Below are 20,304 nucleotides of genomic sequence, written 5' to 3'. Positions count from 1 at the left end.
CGGCATGCTCGAGGTCGGCGACGGACAGCGCATCTACTGGGAGGAGTGCGGCAATCCGCGGGGCAAGCCGGCGGTGTTCCTGCACGGCGGTCCGGGCGGCGGCTGCACGCCGGATCACCGGCGCTACTTCGATCCGGCCGCCTACCGAATCGTATTGTTCGATCAGCGGGGCTGCGGCCGGTCCACACCGCACGTCGCCGACGGCGCCGACCTCGCGACGAACACCACGGCGCACCTGATCGCCGACATCGAGGCATTGCGCACCGATCGGGGTATCGAGCGCTGGCTGGTATTCGGCGGCTCGTGGGGATCCACGCTCGCGCTCGCCTACGCCGAGCAGTACCCACAGCGCGTCACCGAGCTGGTGCTGCGCGGCATCTTCCTGCTCCGCCGGAGCGAGATCGACTGGTACTACAACGGTCCGGCGGGCACCATCTTCCCCGATCTGTGGGAACAGTATCTGGCGCCGATCCCCGAGTCCGAACGCTCCGGCGACCTGGTCGAGGCGTATCACCGGCTGCTGCAGCACCCGGATCCGGCGGTATCGCAACGCGCGGCGGTCGCCTGGTCCACCTGGGAAGGGGCGACCAGCTCGCTGTTGCCCGATCCGAACCGGGTCGCCGAAACCGCGGATCCGCGATTCGCGCTGGCCTTCGCCCGGATAGAGAACCACTACTTCCGGCACGGCGGCTTTCTCACCGAGGGGCAGTTGTTGCGTGACGCCGCCGCGCTCGCCCAGATTCCGGGGGTGATCGTGCAAGGCCGTTACGACATCGTCTGTCCGATGGGCAGCGCGTGGGCGCTGCACCGCGCGTGGCCGGCCGCGCAGCTGACGATCGTGCCGGACGCCGGTCATTCGTCCGCCGAGCCCGGGATCATGCACCACCTGATCGCCGCGACCGATCGGTTCCGCGAATGAGCGCCCGGGTAACGGCCAGGGTCGCCACGGAGCCACTGCTGACCGCACTCGCCGCCGACGTCGGCCGGCTCACCGCAGCCGAACCCGACGTGCGCGCCGACACCTACGACTCGGTGCACCAGATGCGGGTGGCCACCCGACGGCTGCGCAGCGTGTTGCGCTCCTACCGGCGCGCGCTGGACCAAGCCCGGACCGCCCCGTTGCGGGTCGAGCTCAGCTGGCTCGGTGGTGTGCTGGGTGTCGCGCGGGACGCGGAGGTGCGCGCCGAACGGTTCGCCGGCTTGCTCGCCGAACAGCCGCCCGGGTTGATCCCGGGACCGCTACCGGACCGGCTGGTCGGGACCAACCGCGCCCGCTACGCGACCGCTCACGTCGCGGTCCTCGCGGCGTTGGACAGCCGCCGATACGCCGATTTGATCACCGCGCTGACAACCCTGGTAGCCGATCCGCCGCTCACCGGGCGGAGTGCCGCCACCCCACAGCGGTTCTGCGCCGACACGCTGTCCCGGGAGTATCGCCGGCTGCGGCGGCTGGTCCAGATCGAGTCCGAGGCCGGACCGGCCGAGCAGGTGGAGGCGCTACACGACGTCCGGAAAGCGGCAAAGCGGCTGCGCTACGCTGCGGAGCCTACCCAGGGCGCGCTCGGCGAACCTGCCACCCGACTGGTCGGCACGGCCAAGCGGCTGCAATCCACGCTCGGCGACCACCGGGACGCGGTCGAGTCGCAAACGGCATTGCTGGCCACGGCGGCCACGGCCCGCACCGCCGACGAGGACACCTTCGGCTACGGGCTGCTCTACGCCGTGGAGGAGCAGGCCGCGCGCGCCGCGCTGACCCACTATCACCCTGCGGTGGAGTCGTTGATCTCGGCCGGGACCGCGCTGTCGGCCGGCCGATAAGCGAATCGCACGGTGCGCGTGTCGATATCGGCGGTCTGCAGGCGGACGGTGAGCTGTGCCCCGTCCGGCGGATCACCGTCGCACCGGGCCACCACCGGTGGATCGGCGACGAACACCTCGGCGTCGCGCCGACCGTCCTTACCGCGTAGCACCACCGCCGGGAAATCGCTGCCGACCCGGTCCGCGAGCACGGTCGCTTCGGCGCGATCCACGCAGGCGCGCTCGACCTTGCCGGCCAGCGCGTCGGTGTACCGCATCACCTCGGCGACCTCCGACAGACCCGCTCGGACCCAGTCCGGCACCGGGGTGGCGGCGCTCAGCGCGAGGCAGATCTCGGTGGTGAACCGGTCGGTGAGCCGCCGCAGCGGGGCCGTGACGTGGGTGTACGGGGCACCGATCGCGCTCTGTGATACCTGCTCGGGCAGGCTTCCGTCCAGTACGGTGTAGCCGGCGCCGCGGAGCAGCCCGGTCGCCTCGGACATCACCGCCAAGGTGGTCGGCGCGCCGGTCGGCAGCGCCGCCAGCAGCCGCCCGACCGGCACGTCGGCCGGCCAGTCCAGGCCGAGTGCCTTCGCCGCGCGCCGGATTCCGGCGAGCGCGGCGGCATCGGGCGGCGGCATCGTCCGGAGCAGCCCGAGTTCGGCCGAAACCATCAGCGCGGCAGCACACATCCCAGTGAGCAGGGAGACCTGCGCATTCCATTCGTCGGCCGCGGTGCGCGGCTCCAACTCCAGCCGCCAGCCCGCGTCACCGTCGCGGATGACCACCTGTTCGGGCAGGTTCAGCTCGATGGCACCACGGTGGGCCGCGGCAGCGAGTCGCAGCGCGCCGAACTCGGGCAACGCGGCGATCGACGGGTGCAGCCGACCGGCGTCGGCGTCGGCTTGCACCCCGGCATAGTCCAGCCGGGCCACCGAGCGGACTCGGGCCCGGCGCACCGACCACGTCTGCGGCTGCGCGCGCTCGTCGCACTCGATGGTCCACAAGGCCACCGGACGGTCCTGCTCGGGCAACAGACTGGCGTTCCCGGCGGACAGCACCGGCGGGTGCAGGGGGATCGATCCGTCCGGGAGATAGTAGGTCTGGCCCCGCCGCCGCACCTCGGTGTCGAGCGCGCCGCCCGGAACGACAACCGCCCCGAGATCTGCGATCGCATAGTGGACCACGAATCCCGAGGCGGTGCGTTGAAGATGTAGTGCTTGATCCAGATCCATCGACCCCGGCGGGTCGATGGTGACGAATGGGAGGTCGACTCGATCCTCACGGACCGCGGAGAAGGCATCGACGGCGTGTTCCGCTTCTGCCAGAGCCGCGTCCGGGAAATCCGAGACGAGCCCGAATTCGGTTCGGATAGAACCGAATTCGAGCTCAGCGGCGGCAAGTCGGCGCACGCTCATCGAGTCAGTCCTTGAACACCACCATGCCGCCGTGCGGGGCGTCGATCGGACCGTAGACGGTGAACGACACCCGGCCGTCCGGATAACCGCTCGAGATACCGGTCGCGCTGCTCAGCGTCGAGCCGAACGAGCGCGCCGAAGGATGCGGGATCTTCGCCATGTTGAACCCGATCCCATTCTGATAAACCCACGCCGATTCGGCGTGATCGAGGTCCACTCGGACCCCACCCGGCAACGGCGTCACCTCGACCGCCGAGGCGGTGCCGGCGCCGAACAACGCGAGCGCCGACGCGACGCCGGCAACCAGTGTGCCGACGACAATTGAACGAATGAAACGCATGGTTGGATCCCCAGTTTCTTGAATCGAGCCGACTGCACCAGCGGTGATGCCCCCACACAGTATGTCGCCGGGCATACGCGGTCTACCCCAGGTTTGCGGCGTGTCACCGACCTGTGGCCCACAGTTCGCGGGCAGGACCACCGACACCCCGTCGGGCCGGCGGACCCGGAGACCGATCTTGCACACGAAGGACCCAGGCAGCTGCTGAGCAGGCATCGGAAGGTCGACTATCCTCGGCGAACAGCCGGTGCCCTACCTGGGCAGGAGCAGGCTACCGAACCCGTCGGGGCGGGCCACGGGCGGGACCCGACGCTGGAGGAACCATGCGATACACCACCGTTGCGATGGTCGCCGCGGCTCTGCTGCTGGCCGGTTGCGGCAGCTCCGACGACGCATCACCGGACACTGCAGGCGGCCCGTCCTCGGGTGATCTGAATGCGTCGATTTCGGCGGCGGCCTCCGCGCTGCCGGACGACGCCACCGACGCCGACGTCCGAGCCGCCGGATTCGCCGTCGCCTTCCGCGCCGGCTTCGCCGATCTGGCCGCCGGCCGCTCCGACGCCGAACTCCGGTCGGTGTACGCGGGCACCTGCACCGACATCAAGACCGGCGCGAGTGAGGCCGACATCCGCCGGGGCCTCACCGAGCGACTGCGCAACGGCGCGGTCGCGCCGACCGAGGATCAGATCGGGGTGATCTACTCATCGATCAAGGTCATCTGCTGAGCCTGCCGGAATCGGCCGGTCGGGGCGGACGAGCCGGCCTGTAAGCCGGATCCTGTGCCGGCCGAAGCCGGCGGCGATCATCCATCTGGGCACACCGTCGCCGGGTACCTCAAGCGGTCCACCCGCAGGCTCGGGCGGGCAGCCCTCGAACACCTGCGCAGCCGCACTCCGGTGAGTGCGACCTTCGACCTTGCTCCGGGCGGGGTTTACCGAGCCGGCCCGGTCACCCGAGCCGCTGGTGCGCTCTTACCGCACCGTTTCACCCTTACCGGCTCGCGCCGGCGGTCTGTTCTCTGTGGCACTGTCCCGCGGGTCGCCCCGGGTTGCCGTTGGCAACCGCCCTGCCCTGTGGAGTCCGGACTTTCCTCGACATCCGGCCAGCGCGTCGTGATGCCGAAACACCCGACGCCGGTACCGGCTGCCGCGACCGCCCGGCCGACTCGTCCGCATCGAAAAGCATAGCGGGTATTCGCATCACTCCGACCCACCAGTAGCGACCGGCTAAGGTGCGAGCCATGGATCGCGGGGACGTGTCGTTCACATCGGAGGGCGAGCTCTGCGCCGCCTGGTTGTACCGGTCGGACGACTCCACTCGGCCGCGCCCACTGATCGTGATGGGGCACGGTCTGGGCGGCAACCGGGAGATGCAGCTGGATGCCTACGCACAGCGGTTCGCCGCCGCCGGAATGCACGTACTCGCCTTCGACTATCGACATTTCGGCGCCAGCGACGGTCAGCCGCGTCAGCTGGTGGATCTCGGCAAACAGCGCGCCGACTGGGCCGCCGCGGTCCGCTACGCGCGCACCCTGCCCGGGGTGGATTCCACCCGAATCGCATTGTGGGGCACCGCGTTGGGCGGTGGTCACGCGCTCGCCGTCGCTGCCGACGACCCCTACCTCGCGGCCGTGGTGGTGCAGTGCCCGTTCACCAGTGGACTGCGTGCCGCGCTGGCCAAAGGACCGAGCAGCGTCCTGAAAGTGGGCATGGTCGCCTCCCTGGACGCCCTGCTGGCGCCGATGCGGCGCAAGCCGATCGGCGTCGCACTGGCCGGCGAACGCGGCAAGTGTGCGATGGTCAGCGCGGCCGACGCGCCGGCCGGATACCAGCGAATGGCCACCGCGAGCATGCTGTTCGACACCGTCGTATCCGCCCGGTCGGGCTTCGGTCTGCTGTTCGACGCGCCGGCGCGGAAAGTCCGGCAGCTGAAGATGCCGGTGTTCTACGCGATCTGCGAACACGACACGGTGCACCCGGCCGGACCCGCCCGCGCCGCCGCCGCGCACACCCGAAACGCCACCGTCCGGCAATATCCCGTGGGCCACTTCGACATCTACTACGGGGAGACGTTCGAGACGGCGGTCGCCGATCAGCTGGAATTCCTGGTCTCGGTGCTGCGTCCGTGAGCGCTCGATCCACCGGCCGCTACGTCGCGTTCCTGCGCGGGGTGAACGTCGGCGGCATCACGATCAAGATGGCCGACCTGCGCGACACCCTCACCGCCGCCGGACTGGCCGACGTGCGCACCGTACTCGCCTCCGGAAATGCCGTGTTCGCCAGCAGCGACATCGATCGGACCGAGCTCAAGGCGCGGATCGAGGAGGCGCTGCGGGACACGTTCGGCTACCCGGCGTGGATCGTGCTGCGCGACCTGGACCAGGTGCGGGCGATCGTGGACGGCTACCCGTTCCCCGAGCGGGACGAGCGGCAGCCGTACGTGCTGCTCGCCGCCGACCCCGCGAGCCTGGCCGAGTTGGCCGAGGCAGCGCCCGAGCTGGACCCGGCGGTGGAGCAGATCCGCCTGGGTGACGATGTCCTGTACTGGGAAGTGCTCCGCGGCCGGACCCTGACCAGTGCCTTCGGCAAAGCGTCGGCCAACCGGAAGTACAAATCGACGGTGACCAACCGCAACCTGCGCACGCTGCGAAAGATACTGGCCTGAAAGAGATCCTGGGCGCGACGAGAGACGGCGCCGATCAGTCCAGGTGGCCGGTGTCGTTGACCAACCGCACCGACGTCCCGCCGTCGGGATAGAACTCGGCGATCGACAACGACGCAAGGTCCAGATGCAACCGGTACAGCAGCGTCGGGCCGACGTCCAGCGCCAGCTGCAGCAGCGTCTTGATCGGGGTCACGTGGCTGACCACCAGCACGTTCTGCCCCGGGTAGGCGGCTAGCAGGTCGTCCCGGACGGCGGAGACCCGTTGCCGCACCTGGGCGAAGCTTTCGCCGCCCGGCGCCGGCACCGCCGAATCGGCCAGCCAACGCCGGTGCAGATCCGGATCACGCTGCGCCGCTTCGGTGAACGTCAACCCCTCCCACTCACCGAAGTCGGTCTCGGTCAGGTCGTCGAGCACCGTCACCGGCAGGCCCAGCGCCGCACCGGCGGCGGTGGCGGTGGCCTGAGCCCGGCCCAGCGGCGACGACACGATTGCGGCAATCCCGCCCTTGCCGGCCAGCCGTTGCGCTGCGCGACCGGCCTGTTCCCGGCCCAGTTCGGTCAGCTCCGGGTTGCCCCGGCCGGAGTAGCGCCGCTCGATCGACAGTGGAGTTTGCCCGTGCCGCAACAACAGCAGTCGGGTCGCCGGCCCGCGTGCCCCGGTCCAGCCGGGCGGCGGCGGCGCGGCCGGCTGGGCGACGGCGGCCGGGCCGGCGCCCGCCGCTTCCACGGCCGGCTGCTCGGTGCCGTCCATCGCGGCGTTGGCCAGCCGATCGGCATGAGCGTTGCGCGCCCGGGGAATCCACTCGTACCGCACCCGGTCGAACCCGCGGGCCAGCTCAGCCGCTTGCCCATGCAGCGGAATCATGTCCGGATGCTTCACCTTCCAGCGTCCGGACATCTGCTCGACGACCAGCTTGGAGTCCATCCGGACCTGCACCTCGGTGCCACCTACGTCCGCAGCGGCCGTCAATCCGGCGATCAGCCCGCGATATTCGGCCACGTTGTTCGTCGCGACGCCGATACCGGCGAACCGCTCGGCCAGCACGGTGGCATGGTCGGCGGCGAACACCACCGCGCCGTAGCCGGCCGTGCCCGGGTTTCCCCGTGACCCGCCGTCGGCCTCGACGATGACCTTCACAGGCCGGATTCGGCGGTGCGGACCATGATCGCGCCGCACTCGGGGCAGGTCACCACCACGTCCGGCGCGGTCTTGGCGATCCGCGCCAGCTCGCCGCGATCCAGCTCGATCCGACACGCCCCGCACCGGCGGGCACGTAACAACGCGGCTCCGATACCGTGCCGCTCACGTTGCCGTTCGTAGCGATCCAACAGCTCTGTCGGAAAAATCGTCACTATCTCGTCTCGGCCGGTGCGACAACGGTTCTCCGCCACATCGAGGTCGGCCACCGCCTCGTCGCGCAGCCGGGTGGCGTCGGTCAGGTCGGCCTCGGCCCGGCTCAGCTGCGCCCCGGCGTGCTGATGATCGGCGTCGGCCGCCTCGCGCCGTTCCATGACGTCCAGGAGGTCGTCTTCCAGCGTCGATTGCCGTCGCTCCAGTGCACCCAGCTCGTGCTGCAGGTCGGTCAACTGTTTCGCGGCCACCGTCCCCGCCTGCAACATCGCCCGGTCGCGCTCCTCGCGTTGCCGGACCGAATCGACCTCGTCCTCCAGCTTTCGGATGTCCCGGTCGAGGTCCTCGATTGCGATCTCGACGGTGGCGGCGGCGTCGCGGTATCTGTTCCGCTCACCCTCCAGCCGGGTCACCTCTTGCTGCTCCGGCAACACCCGGCGGCGATGCGATATCTGGGCCGATTCGGTGTCCAGCGCGGCCAGCTCGAGTAACCGAAGCTGAATCTGGGGTTCGACGTTCACTGCTCTCCTGGCTCGGAAACGGCGTAAGGCTCCACGGTACTCCCGAGCGACCAGGGGTCGGTTCGCATCGCCGACACCCGCACGGCCAGACCGGGCAGCCGCTGCTCCAGCACTCCCGCCGCCTGCGCGCACCAGGGAAACTCGCTGGCCCAATGCGCGACGTCGATCAACGCCGGACCGCCCGCCCGCAGGTGCTCGTCGGCCGGATGATGCCGCAGGTCGGCCGTCAGGTACGCATCCACGCCGAGCCGGCCGACCGCGCCGAGCAGCGAATCCCCCGCTCCACCGGACACGGCCACGCGGCGCACCGGCAGGTCCGGATCGCCCGCGGCACGCACCCCCCACACGGTGGCCGGCAGCGCCGCGACAACCCGTTCGGTGAACGCGCGCAACGACTCCGGTGCCGGCAGCGTCCCGATCCGGCCGATTCCGGTGTCGGCGCCCGGCGCGGTGGGCGCGATCGGTCCGCCGACGGTGAGGCCGAGCACGTCGGCCAGCGCGTCGGATACCCCCGGATCGGCCGAGTCGGCGTTGGTGTGCGCGGTGAACAGCGCGCACCCACCGCGGATCAACCGGTGCAGCAACGCGCCCTTCGGCGTGTGCATGGCGACGGTGGTCACCCCGCGCAGCAGCAACGGGTGGTGTGCGACGAGTGCGTGCGCACCCCAAGCCAGCGCCTCATCGACCACCGCGGCGGTCGGGTCGACGGCGAGCAGCACCCGCGACACCGGCTGATCCGGATCACCGCAGACCAAACCGACCGCGTCCCACTCCGCGGCCAGGTGCGGCGGATAAGCGCAGTCGAGTACGTCGATCAGGTCGGCAAGTCGGATGGTCACGACCGGTCAGCGTAGGCGCGAATCCGGTCCAGTGCGGCCAGCAGCGCATCCACCTGATCGGGCGGGCGGACCGCGACCCGCAGGTGGGACCGGCCGAGCCCGGGGAACGTGTCACCACGTCGGACCGCAATCCCCTGCGTGCGCAACTGCTCACGAACCCGTTCCGCGTCGGGCAGGTGGAGCAGCAGGAACGAGGCGGCCGCCGGCAGGTGCACGGCCGCCCCGGCCGCGACGAGCCGGTCTGCCATCGCGGCACGATGCGCGGCCAGCGTGACCGCCCATCCGGCCGCCTCGACGACCGCTACCGGCTCGCTACATGCCCGAATCGCTGCCAACTGCAACGACCCGAGCGGCCAGTGCGCGCGCCCGACCCGCAACCGATCGAGCAACCCGACCGGCCCGATCAGGTAGCCACAGCGCAGCCCCGCCAACGACCAGGTCTTGGTCAGGCTGCGCAGCACCAACACGTCCGGCAGTCTTCGCCCGGCCACCGACTCCGGCTCACCCGGCACGGTGTCGGCAAACGCCTCGTCCACCAGGATGAGCCGGCCGGGTCGGCGCAGCGCCAGGACGTCCGCAGCCGGGTGCAGCACCGAGGTCGGGTTCGTCGGGTTGCCCAGCACCACCAGGTCCGCGGCATCGGGCACGCGCGCCCCGGCCAACCGATACGGCGGCTCGAGCAACACCCGGGCCACCGGGAGGCCGGCTTCGCGCAGCGCGAACTCGGGTTCGGTGAACGATGGGTGGATCATCGCCGTCAGCCGCGGCGCCAGCCGAGGAAGCAGAGCGAATCCTTCGGCGCCGCCGGCCAACAGCAGGATCTCGTCCGGGTGTCGGCCGTGTCGTGCAGCGACCACCTCGCGGGTTTCCCGGTCCTCGGCGGCCGACGGATAGGCGCCCAGCGTGTGCAAACGGGCCGCGAGCCGGTCCCGGAGCCAGGGCGGCGGCCCGGCGGCCGCGACGTTGACCGCGAAGTCGAGCAGGTCGGGCCCGGTCGCCTGGTCGCCGTGATACCGGAGGCGGTCGAGATCCGATTCGTCCACGGCTCGCGAGTGTACGGAGAATGGCACGGTGACCGATCCGGACCGACTGCACCTGTCGTTCGTCTGCACCGGCAACATCTGCCGCTCGCCGATGGCCGAGCTGATCGTCGCCGACCACCTGGATCGGGCCGGCCTGGCCGAGCGGGTGCGGGTGTCGAGCGCCGGGACCGGCGCGTGGCATGTCGGGGAGCCCGCCGACCCGCGCACCGTCGCGGTGTTGCGCCGACACGGCTATCCCAGCGAGCACTCCGCCGCCGCCGTGGACGACGATCACCTGTCCGCGGATCTGCTGATCCCGCTCGATGCGGGCCACGATCGGGCTCTCGGCCGACTGGGCGTGCCCGAGGAGCGGCGCCGATTGCTCCGAAGTTTCGACCCGGACGCCGACGGCGGTGACGTGCCCGATCCCTACTACGGCCCGGACGCCGGGTTCGAGCTGGTCCGGAAACAGATCGAAGCTGCCGTTCCGGGCATCGTGATCTGGGTACAGCGGAAACTGGAGCAGCCATGACCGGCAGGGATCTGCCCAGGAAATCTTGTCGGTGGGTCGTGATGCACTAGATATATGACCGCAGCCAGTGTTTTTACTCCCGGAACCGGGTTTGGTGCTGGTTCTGCGCGGATGGTGTTGGCGGGGTTGCGGGCGGCGCGGGCCGAGGCGGAGCGGGTCGCGGTGCAGCAGGCCGAGTTGACGGTCGAGTGGTGTCGCTGGCACGCCCCGGTGGGTGACACCGAGGTGGATCGGTTCGGGGTCGGGTGGGTCACTCCGGGCGGGCCCGGTTCGCCGGAGGTCGACGAATCCGCGGTTGCCGAGCTCGCTACCGCGTTGCGGTATTCCACCGATTCGGGAATGTCGTATGTCGGGGCGGTGCTCGAAGTTTGTTACCGGTTGCCCCGACTCTGGGAACGCGTCCGGAACGGGCAGACACCATGGTGGCGGGCCCGGCGGATCGCCGATGCCACTATCGGCTTGTCGCCGGAAGCGGCCGCGTTCGTCGATGAGCGGCTCGCGGCGTACGCGGGGACGGTGTCGTGGGCGCAGCTGGATCGGTTGATCGACGAAGCCCGCATCCTCGCCGACCCCGAGGCTGCGGAGCAGGAATTGAATGCCGATACCCGGAAGGTGGAGATCGACACCCGCACCGTGAGTCTGACCGGCACGGTCCGGATCGAGGGCGAACTCGATCTGCTCGACGCCCGCGATCTCGATCACGCGTTGTCCGATATCGCCGAGGATCTCGCCGCCTGTGGCAGCACCGATTCGCTGGATGCGCGGCGCTCGACCGCGTTGGGTGAACTCGCCCGCCGGCAACCCGGATTGCCGTTCGACGCACCAGAACCCACACCGGCTGCGTTGGATCGCCGCGCCCCGCGTGATGTTCAGTTGCATGTACATATCAGCGCTGATCAGCTCACCGGTTCCGGTGGCCCCCTGGGCCGGGTCGACTCTTCGTCACCGACCCCGGCGAGTATCGAGGCGATCCGTGCTTGGTGTGGCAGCCCGGACGCGAAGGTGACGGTGCGCCCGGTGCTGGACCTGGCCGAACACGTCCAGACCGACGCATATCAGATTCCGGACCGGCTCCGCGAACAGGTCGTGCAGACCAGCAACACGTGCGTGTTCCCGTACTGCAACCGCCCCGCCCGTGGCTGCGACCTCGACCACACCCACCCGCATGACCGGGGCGGACCCACCAGCAGCGACAACCTCGCCCCACTCTGCCGAAAACACCACCGGCTCAAAGGAAACCGCGGCTGGCACTACCAACGGCTCACCCGCGGTGCTTATCTCTGGACCACCCCGGCCGGCGGAACCTACCTGCGCGACGGCACCGGCACCACCGACCTCACCCCACCCGGCAAACCCCCACCCCGGGCACCGGATTCCCCGATGCCCCACCGAGCGGGCCAGCCGCCACCCATACCCGACGACGAACCCCCACCCTTCTGAACAACCCCGACACCGGCACCCCGCCCCACCCGGCCGGGGCCACCGGCATGCCCGAACCTGCCCCCGGCCCGTGGCGAGATCAGCGCTGCCCACGGTATCGACCGCCGAAGTCCGGGATACCGTAGTCGGCGTGCGACGGCTGCGGTTTCTGCTTCGGCCCGGCTGGATCATGCTGGCGATCCTGGTCGGTGTGTTCGCCTACCTCTGCTTCAGCGTGCTGGCGCCCTGGCAGCTTCACAAGAACTCCCGTACCGAACATCGCAACGATCTGATCGCCCGCTCGGTCGACGCGGACCCGGCCTCGGTCGGCGATCTACTCGGCACCGGCTCGTTCGCCGAGGACGACGAGTGGCGCCGGGTGAACGCCCGCGGGAGCTACGTTCCCGGCTCGACGGTGTTGGTTCGACTGCGTTCGGTGAACGGCGATCCCGCATTCGAGGTGCTGAATGCTTTTCGACTGGACGACGGCCGCATCCTGCTGGTCGATCGCGGATACGCACGCGCCGTCGAAAGCAGCCGGCCGCCGCCGATCACCGACCCGCCGACCGGGCCTCGCACACTGCAAGCGCGAATCCGGCAATCCGAAGGCGTGATGAACGACAAGCCGCCGGCCGAACTGGACGGCTATCGACAGGTGTACTCGATCGATTCCGGCCAGGTAGGCGGGCTGCTGGGGCTGGCGCTGGTCGATGGCTATCTGCAGTTGGAGCCGGATCAGCCCGGCAGCTACGAGCCGATTCCCCTCCCCCAACTCGACGCCGGCCCGTATCTGTCCTACGGCCTGCAATGGCTCGCGTTCGGCATCATGGCGCCGCTCGGACTTGCCTACTTCATCCGGGCGGAGATTCTGGAACGCCGCAAGTCGCGCATCCCGTCGGCCCCGGGAGCGGCCGACGGGTCAGCGCCGCCGACCACCGAAGCCAAGCTGGCGGACCGCTACGGCAAGTCCCGCTGACCCCACCACTGCGGCGAGCTGCACCAGCCTGGACAGCCGGACCGCCCGGCGCAGGTCGGCGGCGTGCGGGGGCGGCCCCGAGCCGAGCAGCGGGCGTAGTTCCACACCGTGTGGATACTCGGTGCGGCCGCCCAGCTGCACCGCCAACGCACCAGCCGTTGCGGCTTCGACCACACCGGCGTTCGGGCTCGGATGGTCCGCGGCGTCCGCCCGCCACGCCGACCACGCCGCCGCCGACCGGCCACCGACCAGCGGCGCCAGCACGACCGTGAGCAAGCCGGTGACCCGGGCCGGCAGGTAATTCGCCACGTCGTCGGTGCGGGCTGCGGCCCAGCCGAACCGCCGGTAGCGGACGTTGCGGTAGCCGATCATCGCATCGAGCGTGTTCACCGCGCGGTAGCCGAGTAGCCCGGGAAGCCCCGCGACGGCGCCCCAGAGCAGTGGCGCGACCGCGGCGTCGGAGGTGTTCTCGGCGACGGATTCCAACGCGGCCCGGGCCAGGCCGTCAGCGTCCAACCCAGCCGGGTCCCGGCCGCATAGCGTGGGCAGCACTGCCCGGGCGGCGGCCGGATCGCCGGCCGCGAGCAGCGTTGCCATCTGTTCACCGGTGGTGGCGAGGCTGGCTCCGCCGAGCACCGTCCAGGTGCCGGCCGCCACCGCGAGGGTTCCGCCCCGACCGGCCAGGCCACCGATCCCGACGACCGCACCGACCAGCAGCCCCGTGTGCAGCGCCCCCGCCGATCTGCTGTCGCGATAGCTCCGGCGTTCCAGCACCGCCGCGACCGAACCGAATCCGGCGACCGGATGCCCACGCCGCGGATCGCCGAACAGCCGATCCGCGGCGTAGCCCAGCAACAGACCGGCGGCGACTCCCACCGCCCGAGCCTAGGCGCGTGCCAGACTCGGACGAGCACCGGACCGAAGGAGAACAATGCGAATCAGACTCGGCGACGACGAGCCGCAAGTCGACGAGAGCGCGTGGATCGCGCCCACCGCGACTCTGATCGGCAAGGTACGGATCGGGCCGGAGGTGGGAATCTGGTACAATGCGGTGTTACGCGCCGAAATGGAGCTGATCACGATCGGCGCGCGCAGCAACATCCAGGATGGCTGCGTGTTGCACGTCGACCCCGGTTTTCCGCTGCTGCTGGGTACCGGGGTTTCGGTAGGCCACAACGCGATCCTGCACGGCTGCACCGTCGGTGACGACGTGCTGATCGGGATGGGAGCCACCGTGCTCAACGGCGCGACGATCGGCGCCGGCAGCCTGATCGCCGCCAACGCGCTGATCCCCCAAGGTGCCGAGATTCCGCCGAACTCGCTGGTCGCGGGAGTGCCCGGGAAGGTCCGCCGGGAGCTCGGCGATGCCGAGCGGGACACCATCAAGCTGAACGCCGCGGCCTACCTGTACCTCCGCGAGGTACACACCGGCGGGGTCGTGCTCGACTGACCCCGCCCGGCCGCCGACCGACGCGCTATGGCGGCCGGGCTGACTACACCGACCCGGCCGACTACAACGATCGCGCGATGATCTCTTTCATGATTTCGTTGGTGCCGGCATAGATCTTCTGCACGCGCTGATCGACCCACGCTCGGGCGATCGGGTACTCGGTCATATAGCCGTAGCCACCGTGGAGCTGCAGGCATTCGTCGGCGAGTACCGTCGCCCGTTCGGTGGTCCACCATTTGGCCATGGCCACCGTCGGAATGTCCAACTCGCCCTGCAGATGCCGCTCGATGCAGTCGTCGACGAACACCCGGGCGATCTTCGCGTCGGTCGCCGCCTCGGCCAACTTGAACTTGGTGTTCTGGAAGCCGAAGATCGGTCGTCCGAAAGCCTGCCGATCCTTCGTATAGGCGATCGTGGTCGCCAACATGGATTCCATTCCGGCGACCGAGGTGACTGCGATGATCAGCCGCTCCTGCGGGAGCTGTTGCATGAGCTGAATGAAACCCTGCCCTTCGGCGGTGCCGAGCAGGTTCGAGGTCGGCACCCGAACGTCGTCGAAAAACAGCTCGGCGGTGTCCTGGCCCCGCTGGCCCAACTTGTCCAGCAGGCGGCCGACGCGGTAGCCCGGGCGGTTCGCCTCCACCAGGACCAGCGAGATCCCGCTCGCTGCTTCGTGCACGTCGGTCTTGACCACCACGATGATCAGATCGGCCTGCCCACCGTTGGTGATGAACGTCTTGGCGCCGTTGATCACGTACTCGTCGCCCTCGCGGATCGCCTTGGTCTGCACGTTCTGCAGATCCGATCCGGTGCCCGGCTCGGTCATCGCAATCGCTCCGACCACCTCACCGGACGCCATCTTCGGCAGCCAGGCCTGCTTCTGCTCCTCCGTGCCGTAGGCCAACAGATAGTGCGCGACGATGCCGTTGTGCAGGCTCACCCCCCACGAGCTGTCTCCGGCGCGGGCCTGCTCCTCCAACAGCACCGCCTCGTGGGCGAACGTGCCACCGCCACCGCCGTACTGCTCGGGGACGGACATGCACAAAAGGCCCAGGTCACCGGCCTTGGTCCACAGATCACGATCGACGTGGTGCTGCTCGATGAACCGCTCGCTGTGCGGCGCAATCTCCTTGGCGAAGAAGCCGCGAACCAGATCACGCAACGCATCCAACTCGTCGGTCAGCCATCGGGAACGAGAGGTGCTCGACATGGTCAGGGCCTTTCTCACAGTGTGAATCCGGTGTCGACGCAAATGGTGTCGACACCGGGCGACGGGAGGAGCATACTGCGTGAGACGACAAGTCCCACTCGTTTGTCCAGCGAGCTACACAAAGGAGGCAACGATGCCACCGACAATCGCCGAGCAGGCCAACTTCTTCGACGCGGGCTACCGCGAAAACCTGCAGGTTCTCAACGAGGGGTCGGTCCGCCGTCGTTTCGATCCCTACCTCGACATTCCCTGGGACTCACCGGAGTTCGCCATCGACCGGAACGATCCGCGCTGGGTGCTGGACCCGGAGATCGATCCGCTCGGCGCGACCGAGTGGTACCGCAGCCAGCCGCTGGACCGCCAGATCGCGATCGGCCGGTGGCGCACTGCGAACGCGATCAAGGTCGGTTCGGCATTCGAGAGCATCCTGATCCGCGGGATGATGCAGTACGCGATGAAGCTGCCCAACGGGTCGCCGGAGTTCCGCTATTGCCTCCACGAGATGACCGAGGAGTGCAATCACATCCAGATGTTCCAAGAGCTGGTGAACCGGATCGGCGACGACGTTGCCGGCATGCGCCCGGTGTTCCGGCTGCTGTCGCCGTTCATCGGGGTGGCCGGCGGGTATGCGCACGCGATCTTGTTCATCGGAATCCTCGGCGGCGAAGAGCCGATCGATCATTACCAGAAAGCACTGATCCGGGCCGACGTGGCGACCCCGGAAGCGCTGCGCCGGGTGGTCGAGATCCACATCGCCGAAGAAGCCCGGCACATCTCGTTCGCCGGTGACTTCCTGCACGCACACGTGGAACGGATGGGTCCGCTGTCCAAGGCGGCCTGCGCGGTGGCCTTCCCGCTCGCGCTGCGCTGGCTGGTCGGCGAGATCATGGCGCCGCCGAAGTCCTTCGCACGGGACTTCGACATCCCGGTAGAGGTGTACCGAGATGCGTTCTGGCGCAGCCCGCATTCCCGCGCGATCATGGCCGGCTACTTCGGCGACATGCGCAAACTGGCCGACGATCTCGGTCTGCGCAATCGGTGGACCCGGCCGCTGTGGCAGCTGATGCGGATCGACGGACCAGCCGCGCGGTATCGCAGCGAGCCCGATCGCGTCGCCGTTGCGGCGCGACCGGTCAGGCCGGCAACGGCGACGGCGGGTCTGCGGTCAGTCGGCTGATCGCGTCGGCGAGTTCGAGTTCGGGATCGGGCTGCAAGCCGACCGACCGGGCCGCGCCGTCGAGGGCATACCAGGCGAGCGCGGCCAGATCGGCGACGATTTCGCCGCGGCTACGAGTCGGCTCCGGGTCGCCGACCCAGTGGCTCAATGTGCCCTCGACCATCGACACCAGGGCGTAGGGCAACGTCTCGAACGGCTCGTAGTCGACCCCGAGCATCGCGGTGATCGGCTCCAGGATCTCGCGAGCCCGTCCGGCCACTCGCGTTTTCAGCACCGCGATCGCATCCAGGCCGGAATCGTCGGCGGCGATCGGTCCCGCTCGCATGAACTCGTGTCGGTGCCGATGGTCGCCGGCCCAGTCGGCTACTGCCCGCACCGTCCGGGTGAGCACTTCGTCGATCGAGCCGGTGCCGATGTCGAGCCGATCGTTCAACGTTGCGAAGAAGCCGTCCAGCAGGTACGAGCGAATCCGCCGCTCCAGTTCGTCCTTGCCGGCGAACTGCCGATAGACCACCGATTTGGCCAGGCCGGCTCGGCTTGCGATCTGCTGTACGGGGATCGCGACACCGGGATCGGTTTCGTCCAGCAACTCCACCGCAGCTTCCAGAATGCGTGTCTGTCGGGCGGAATTGTGCTCGTCCCAGCGGCCCTCACGTCCGGTCGCCTGCATCGCCCGAGTCTAGCCAGAGCATGGCCGGTCCGGATTCGGTTGCCCGATCGGCTACCCTGGTCGGGCAGCTGCGCCCCTGTAGCTCAGAGGCAGAGCAACCCGCTTACACCGGGTAGGTCGCAGGTTCAATTCCTGCCGGGGGCACCGAGGGTTTCGTCCCGCCGAATTCCTTTGCCATCGCAGGGTACGCTCGCTCCGGTGGGGGAGCCGATTTCGTTCGAGTCGACATTTTCCGAAGCTCGCCCGTCCCTGCGTACCCGAGTCCTCGATGCCGCCCACGATCTTGCCTGCACGGCCGGCTGGTCGGCCGTCACGATGTCGCGGGTCGCCGCCGAGGTCGGGGTGAGCCGGCAGGTGCTGTACAAGGAGATCGGCACCCGGCAGGCGCTGGCCGAAGCGCTGGTTGCACGCGAGACCGACATGTTTCTGTCCGGGGTGGTGGATTGTCTGGCAATGCACCCGGACGACCCGCTGGCGGGAATCAGCCGGGCCGCCGAGTTCACCCTGCGGAGCGCGACACATAATCCACTGCTGAGGGCGGTACCGACCGAACCGGACTCCGGGCCCAGGCCGCTGCTCGCGGTGGAACCCGCACTGATTCTGGACCGAGCTGTCGAGGCATTGGCCCTCTCGCTCCGCGCGCGGTATCCACGACTGGACCTCGACGACGCCGGGCTGGCCGACCTCACCGAGGTGATCGTCCGGCTCACCCTGAGCTACGTGCTGCAACCCACCCGATCGATCGACCGCGCGATCGGTCAGCTGCGCGCCGTCACCGCCGGGCTGCTCGACCTCAGCCGACCGGCGCCGTCGTCGTCGTGACCACGGCTGCTGTGGTTTCTGCCGCCGCCGTCTCTGTTGCTGTCGTTTCTGCTGCTGTCGCAACGTCGGCTGTCGTGGTGGGGGCCACGATCGTCGGCGCTGTCTCCGTGGGCACCGGAACGGCGTAGGTCACGGTTGCCTGGTCGGTGCTGGCCGGGGCTGCGGTGCTGGGCACCGTCGTCGTGGTCGGCACGGAGTAGACCTGCGGTGCCACCGTGGTGGTGGACGGCTTCGTCGTGGTCGGCACCGTCGCCGTGGACGGCACTGTCGTCGTGGTCGGCACCGAGTAAACCTGCGGTGCCACCGTGGTGGTGGACGGCTTGGTCGTGGTGGGGATCGTGTAGGTCGGTGCGGAAACCGCCGCTGCCGGCGGCGCGACCCGGGCGGTGCTGTTCTGCGTCACCGTGCTGTTCTGCGTCACCGTGCTCTTCTGGGTGACGGTGCTGTCCTGCCTGGCAGCCACGCTCGGCTTCGCGGCAGTCGGCGATGCGGTCGCCGGCGGAAACGCTTGCGCCGCGCGGTAGGTGCTCGCCGATCGGGGCAGGACCGGACCACGGCCCGCCATCTCGGTCCCGTCCGCCATGGTCACCGAACGATTGGTGACCAGCGTGTTCGTCGATGTGATCGGCGGTCCATAGGTAACGGTCGGCACGCTCGCCGCCGACGCGATGCTCTTGGCCACCGGGGTGGTCTGTAGCGACGAGGTGGTCGACGTGGCGCGGTACGTATCGGCAGCCGACATCGTGACGGGATCGCGCTGTGCCCGGGCGGCTGCCGCGACATTCTCCTGGCGTTCTGCTTGTTGCGCCAGACTGGTCAACCAGCCGGCGGCGTACTCGGCCGAGCTCTGCGACCGACCGACCGACGGATCGGCGTCGCGCCAGTAATCGAAGTGGTGCCCGGTTCCCGGGGCCAGGGTCTGCCCGTACGGGTCGTTCATCGCGACCTGCAAGGTGTTCTGATTGTCCTCGACGAAGCCGACGATCTCGTTGCGGATCTTGCCCGGCAGATACGCGATGTCGACCAACTGGTTCAGGTTCAACGGGCCCGAGCCGGCCGCGCCGCTGTCTCGACCCGGTCGGTACGCCGGGTCGGACACCTTGACCAGCACGTCGAGGAACGTCTCGTCGCTGCGCATCCAGTTCGGCTGAGACAACACATCGTCGACGGCCAGACCGACCACTCGGCCGATCACGGCGATCGCGTCGAGCACGTTCGCCGGCGTGCCGCCGTCGCGCTCCAGCGCATCGATGTTGAGCTGACGGCCGACGTTCGCCGCCAGCTGCAGCAACGCGATGTTCTGCGGCGCCGAACACGTCAGGTCCCCGTCGGCGCAGAACGACGCGACCCGGCCGCTCAGGGCGCCGAAGTCACCCGCAGTGCCCGGCATCGCGCCCTGGCCGGACGCCGCTTTTGCCGTGGTCTGGTAGGCGACGTTGTAGCCGTCGGGGTGGGCGTACTCGTTCTGCGCACCCGGGAACTGTCCCGCGCCGGCGTCCCGGCCCGGGTCGGCGAGGATCACCACCCCGGCGACCGCATCCGGATCGATCCCGACGGCATCGACGGCGGTCTGATTTCCGATCCGGGTGGCGACTCGGCGGGCCACGTCAGCGCCTTCGCTGTACCCGACGATGGCGAACTGGGTATCCGGGCAGGTCGCCGAAATCGATCGCATCACCTGCTCGGTGTTGCTCACTCCGACATCCACCGCGTCTTCGTAAGTGGCCATGTTGGCGGGATAGTCGACATACACCGTGTTGTAGGAGTCCGCACCGACGCGTGCCTTCGGCGCGTCGACCACGGAGTCGAGCCACGTGCTGGAATAGTCCGTGGCGGCCGGGAGCTGGGTGCCGTCGGCCGCGGTGAGGTAGGTGTTCTCGCCCTGGTGCGGGACGTCGTTCCGCCCGGCCACCGCGACCGTCACCATGTCGTAGCATGCCGGCGCACTCGCCGCGGCCAATGCGGTGACCTGGGTAGCCGGCGCTGCCGGGTTCGTCCACGGCACCGAGACCAGCGCGGCGAGCGCAATCCCGCCCGGCACCGCCAGGTTCGACATCAGGAAGACGCCGCGTGCGGCAACTCGAAAACCCATCGTT

Annotated in this window: 21 protein-coding genes, 1 tRNA gene and 1 other RNA gene; 12 read left to right on the top strand and 11 right to left on the bottom strand. The window is 69.3% G+C overall.

The features are described from left to right. Positions 1-4 precede the first annotated feature (4 nt). Together pip and KV203_RS06545 are read left to right on the top strand one after the other, a co-directional pair. Positions 5-919 (top strand): prolyl aminopeptidase, encoded by a 915-nt coding sequence (gene pip / locus KV203_RS06550; RefSeq protein ID WP_066469199.1) that lies wholly within the window; start codon positions 5-7, stop codon positions 917-919. Further along, on the top strand, positions 916-1,818 hold the full coding sequence (locus KV203_RS06545; RefSeq protein WP_066468924.1) for a CHAD domain-containing protein: 903 nt from the start codon (positions 916-918) through the stop codon (positions 1,816-1,818). Before pip ends, KV203_RS06545 begins: the two co-directional genes overlap by 4 nt. On the opposite strand, the gene KV203_RS06540 is transcribed toward KV203_RS06545, so the two are convergent. Both KV203_RS06540 and KV203_RS06535 read right to left on the bottom strand, forming a co-directional pair. Further along, the gene (locus tag KV203_RS06540) at positions 1,761-3,215 is read right to left on the bottom strand and encodes an RNB domain-containing ribonuclease (protein WP_066468926.1); all 1,455 of its coding nucleotides are present in this window, start codon (positions 3,213-3,215) and stop codon (positions 1,761-1,763) included. The genes KV203_RS06545 and KV203_RS06540 overlap by 58 nt on opposite strands. A gap of 4 nt (positions 3,216-3,219) precedes the next feature. Next, entirely contained in the window at positions 3,220-3,555 is a 336-nt protein-coding gene (locus tag KV203_RS06535) for a hypothetical protein (RefSeq protein WP_066468928.1), read from the bottom strand. 323 nt (positions 3,556-3,878) lie between these two features. Here KV203_RS06535 and KV203_RS06530 point away from each other — a divergent pair, with 323 nt between their 5' ends. Further along, entirely contained in the window at positions 3,879-4,280 is a 402-nt protein-coding gene (locus KV203_RS06530) for a hypothetical protein (RefSeq protein WP_066468930.1), read from the top strand. Between the two features lie 25 nt (positions 4,281-4,305). Here KV203_RS06530 and rnpB read toward each other — a convergent pair. Further along, an RNA gene (gene rnpB / locus KV203_RS06525) (RNase P RNA component class A) lies at positions 4,306-4,723 on the bottom strand. 72 nt (positions 4,724-4,795) lie between these two features. On the opposite strand from rnpB, the gene KV203_RS06520 reads away from it, so the two are divergent. Both KV203_RS06520 and KV203_RS06515 read left to right on the top strand, forming a co-directional pair. Further along, positions 4,796-5,683 carry an alpha/beta hydrolase gene (locus KV203_RS06520; RefSeq protein WP_066468931.1) on the top strand — a complete coding sequence of 296 codons (888 nt, stop codon included), beginning with the start codon at positions 4,796-4,798 and terminating at the stop codon, positions 5,681-5,683. Positions 5,684-5,751: 68 nt separating this feature from the next. Further along, positions 5,752-6,219, top strand: coding sequence for a DUF1697 domain-containing protein (locus tag KV203_RS06515; protein WP_066469200.1), 468 nt, complete (start codon positions 5,752-5,754; stop codon positions 6,217-6,219). A gap of 34 nt (positions 6,220-6,253) precedes the next feature. Here the strand turns inward: KV203_RS06515 and KV203_RS06510 are convergent, their stop codons facing one another. From KV203_RS06510 to cobC, 4 genes are read right to left on the bottom strand one after another with little or no spacing between them, the layout of a single operon-like run. Then, positions 6,254-7,357 (bottom strand): bifunctional RNase H/acid phosphatase, encoded by a 1,104-nt coding sequence (locus KV203_RS06510; protein ID WP_066468935.1) that lies wholly within the window; start codon positions 7,355-7,357, stop codon positions 6,254-6,256. Further along, positions 7,354-8,091, bottom strand: a complete 738-nt coding sequence (locus KV203_RS06505; RefSeq protein ID WP_066468937.1) for a zinc ribbon domain-containing protein — start codon at positions 8,089-8,091, stop codon at positions 7,354-7,356. The genes KV203_RS06510 and KV203_RS06505 overlap by 4 nt, the downstream gene beginning before the upstream one ends. Further along, entirely contained in the window at positions 8,088-8,930 is an 843-nt protein-coding gene (locus KV203_RS06500) for a Nif3-like dinuclear metal center hexameric protein (RefSeq protein WP_066468938.1), read from the bottom strand. The genes KV203_RS06505 and KV203_RS06500 overlap by 4 nt, the downstream gene beginning before the upstream one ends. Then, positions 8,927-9,973, bottom strand: coding sequence for an Rv2231c family histidinol phosphate aminotransferase CobC (gene cobC, locus KV203_RS06495; RefSeq protein ID WP_066468940.1), 1,047 nt, complete (start codon positions 9,971-9,973; stop codon positions 8,927-8,929). Before cobC ends, KV203_RS06500 begins: the two co-directional genes overlap by 4 nt. A gap of 91 nt (positions 9,974-10,064) precedes the next feature. On the opposite strand from cobC, the gene KV203_RS06490 reads away from it, so the two are divergent. From KV203_RS06490 to KV203_RS06480, 3 genes are all read left to right on the top strand, one after another. Continuing rightward, positions 10,065-10,484, top strand: coding sequence for a low molecular weight protein-tyrosine-phosphatase (locus KV203_RS06490; protein WP_066469202.1), 420 nt, complete (start codon positions 10,065-10,067; stop codon positions 10,482-10,484). Between the two features lie 54 nt (positions 10,485-10,538). After that, positions 10,539-11,924 (top strand): HNH endonuclease signature motif containing protein, encoded by a 1,386-nt coding sequence (locus KV203_RS06485; protein ID WP_157079752.1) that lies wholly within the window; start codon positions 10,539-10,541, stop codon positions 11,922-11,924. 130 nt (positions 11,925-12,054) lie between these two features. Continuing rightward, positions 12,055-12,879, top strand: a complete 825-nt coding sequence (locus KV203_RS06480) for an SURF1 family cytochrome oxidase biogenesis protein (RefSeq protein WP_066468944.1) — start codon at positions 12,055-12,057, stop codon at positions 12,877-12,879. On the opposite strand, the gene KV203_RS06475 is transcribed toward KV203_RS06480, so the two are convergent. Beyond that, positions 12,823-13,755 (bottom strand): cobalamin biosynthesis protein, encoded by a 933-nt coding sequence (locus KV203_RS06475; RefSeq protein WP_066468945.1) that lies wholly within the window; start codon positions 13,753-13,755, stop codon positions 12,823-12,825. The two genes, KV203_RS06480 and KV203_RS06475, sit on opposite strands and share 57 nt — an antisense overlap. Positions 13,756-13,810: 55 nt before the next feature. Between KV203_RS06475 and KV203_RS06470 the strand changes: the two genes are divergently transcribed. Continuing rightward, complete coding sequence (locus tag KV203_RS06470; protein WP_066468946.1) at positions 13,811-14,329, top strand: gamma carbonic anhydrase family protein; 519 nt, start codon at positions 13,811-13,813, stop codon at positions 14,327-14,329. Between the two features lie 61 nt (positions 14,330-14,390). Here the strand turns inward: KV203_RS06470 and KV203_RS06465 are convergent, their stop codons facing one another. Continuing rightward, positions 14,391-15,539, bottom strand: coding sequence for an acyl-CoA dehydrogenase family protein (locus KV203_RS06465; RefSeq protein ID WP_066468947.1), 1,149 nt, complete (start codon positions 15,537-15,539; stop codon positions 14,391-14,393). Between the two features lie 133 nt (positions 15,540-15,672). Here KV203_RS06465 and KV203_RS06460 point away from each other — a divergent pair, with 133 nt between their 5' ends. Then, the gene (locus tag KV203_RS06460; RefSeq protein ID WP_066468948.1) at positions 15,673-16,716 is read left to right on the top strand and encodes an AurF N-oxygenase family protein; all 1,044 of its coding nucleotides are present in this window, start codon (positions 15,673-15,675) and stop codon (positions 16,714-16,716) included. Here KV203_RS06460 and KV203_RS06455 read toward each other — a convergent pair. Beyond that, complete coding sequence (locus KV203_RS06455; protein ID WP_066468950.1) at positions 16,673-17,386, bottom strand: TetR/AcrR family transcriptional regulator; 714 nt, start codon at positions 17,384-17,386, stop codon at positions 16,673-16,675. The genes KV203_RS06460 and KV203_RS06455 overlap by 44 nt on opposite strands. A 72-nt stretch (positions 17,387-17,458) precedes the next feature. Here KV203_RS06455 and KV203_RS06450 point away from each other — a divergent pair. Together KV203_RS06450 and KV203_RS06445 are read left to right on the top strand one after the other, a co-directional pair. Further along, a tRNA-Val gene (locus tag KV203_RS06450) sits at positions 17,459-17,530 on the top strand. Positions 17,531-17,584: 54 nt separating this feature from the next. Then, on the top strand, positions 17,585-18,208 hold the full coding sequence (locus tag KV203_RS06445; RefSeq protein ID WP_246600631.1) for a TetR/AcrR family transcriptional regulator: 624 nt from the start codon (positions 17,585-17,587) through the stop codon (positions 18,206-18,208). On the opposite strand, the gene KV203_RS19985 is transcribed toward KV203_RS06445, so the two are convergent. Further along, positions 18,180-20,300, bottom strand: coding sequence for a cutinase family protein (locus KV203_RS19985; protein ID WP_066468953.1), 2,121 nt, complete (start codon positions 20,298-20,300; stop codon positions 18,180-18,182). The genes KV203_RS06445 and KV203_RS19985 overlap by 29 nt on opposite strands. Positions 20,301-20,304: the final 4 nt, after the last annotated feature.

It is taken from the genome of Skermania piniformis, from assembly GCF_019285775.1.
In the GTDB taxonomy this organism is placed as follows: domain Bacteria; phylum Actinomycetota; class Actinomycetes; order Mycobacteriales; family Mycobacteriaceae; genus Skermania; species Skermania pinensis.
This window is presented reverse-complemented; position numbering and strand designations above follow the sequence as displayed.

Excerpts from the sequence above, each read along its gene's own strand:
- KV203_RS06455 (WP_066468950.1), bottom strand. The coding sequence starts at position 17,386 with ATGCAGGCGACCGGACGTGAGGGCCGCTGGGACGAGCACAATTCCGCC.
- KV203_RS06460 (WP_066468948.1), top strand. The coding sequence starts at position 15,673 with ATGCCACCGACAATCGCCGAGCAGGCCAACTTCTTCGACGCGGGCTAC.
- KV203_RS06520 (WP_066468931.1), top strand. The coding sequence starts at position 4,796 with ATGGATCGCGGGGACGTGTCGTTCACATCGGAGGGCGAGCTCTGCGCC.
- KV203_RS06470 (WP_066468946.1), top strand. The coding sequence starts at position 13,811 with ATGCGAATCAGACTCGGCGACGACGAGCCGCAAGTCGACGAGAGCGCG.
- KV203_RS06515 (WP_066469200.1), top strand. The coding sequence starts at position 5,752 with ATGGCCGACCTGCGCGACACCCTCACCGCCGCCGGACTGGCCGACGTG.
- KV203_RS06530 (WP_066468930.1), top strand. The coding sequence starts at position 3,879 with ATGCGATACACCACCGTTGCGATGGTCGCCGCGGCTCTGCTGCTGGCC.
- KV203_RS06465 (WP_066468947.1), bottom strand. The coding sequence starts at position 15,539 with ATGTCGAGCACCTCTCGTTCCCGATGGCTGACCGACGAGTTGGATGCG.
- KV203_RS06485 (WP_157079752.1), top strand. The coding sequence starts at position 10,539 with ATGACCGCAGCCAGTGTTTTTACTCCCGGAACCGGGTTTGGTGCTGGT.
- pip (WP_066469199.1), top strand. The coding sequence starts at position 5 with ATGCTCGAGGTCGGCGACGGACAGCGCATCTACTGGGAGGAGTGCGGC.
- KV203_RS06535 (WP_066468928.1), bottom strand. The coding sequence starts at position 3,555 with ATGCGTTTCATTCGTTCAATTGTCGTCGGCACACTGGTTGCCGGCGTC.
- KV203_RS06490 (WP_066469202.1), top strand. The coding sequence starts at position 10,065 with ATGGCCGAGCTGATCGTCGCCGACCACCTGGATCGGGCCGGCCTGGCC.
- KV203_RS19985 (WP_066468953.1), bottom strand. The coding sequence starts at position 20,300 with ATGGGTTTTCGAGTTGCCGCACGCGGCGTCTTCCTGATGTCGAACCTG.
- KV203_RS06540 (WP_066468926.1), bottom strand. The coding sequence starts at position 3,215 with ATGAGCGTGCGCCGACTTGCCGCCGCTGAGCTCGAATTCGGTTCTATC.
- KV203_RS06545 (WP_066468924.1), top strand. The coding sequence starts at position 916 with ATGAGCGCCCGGGTAACGGCCAGGGTCGCCACGGAGCCACTGCTGACC.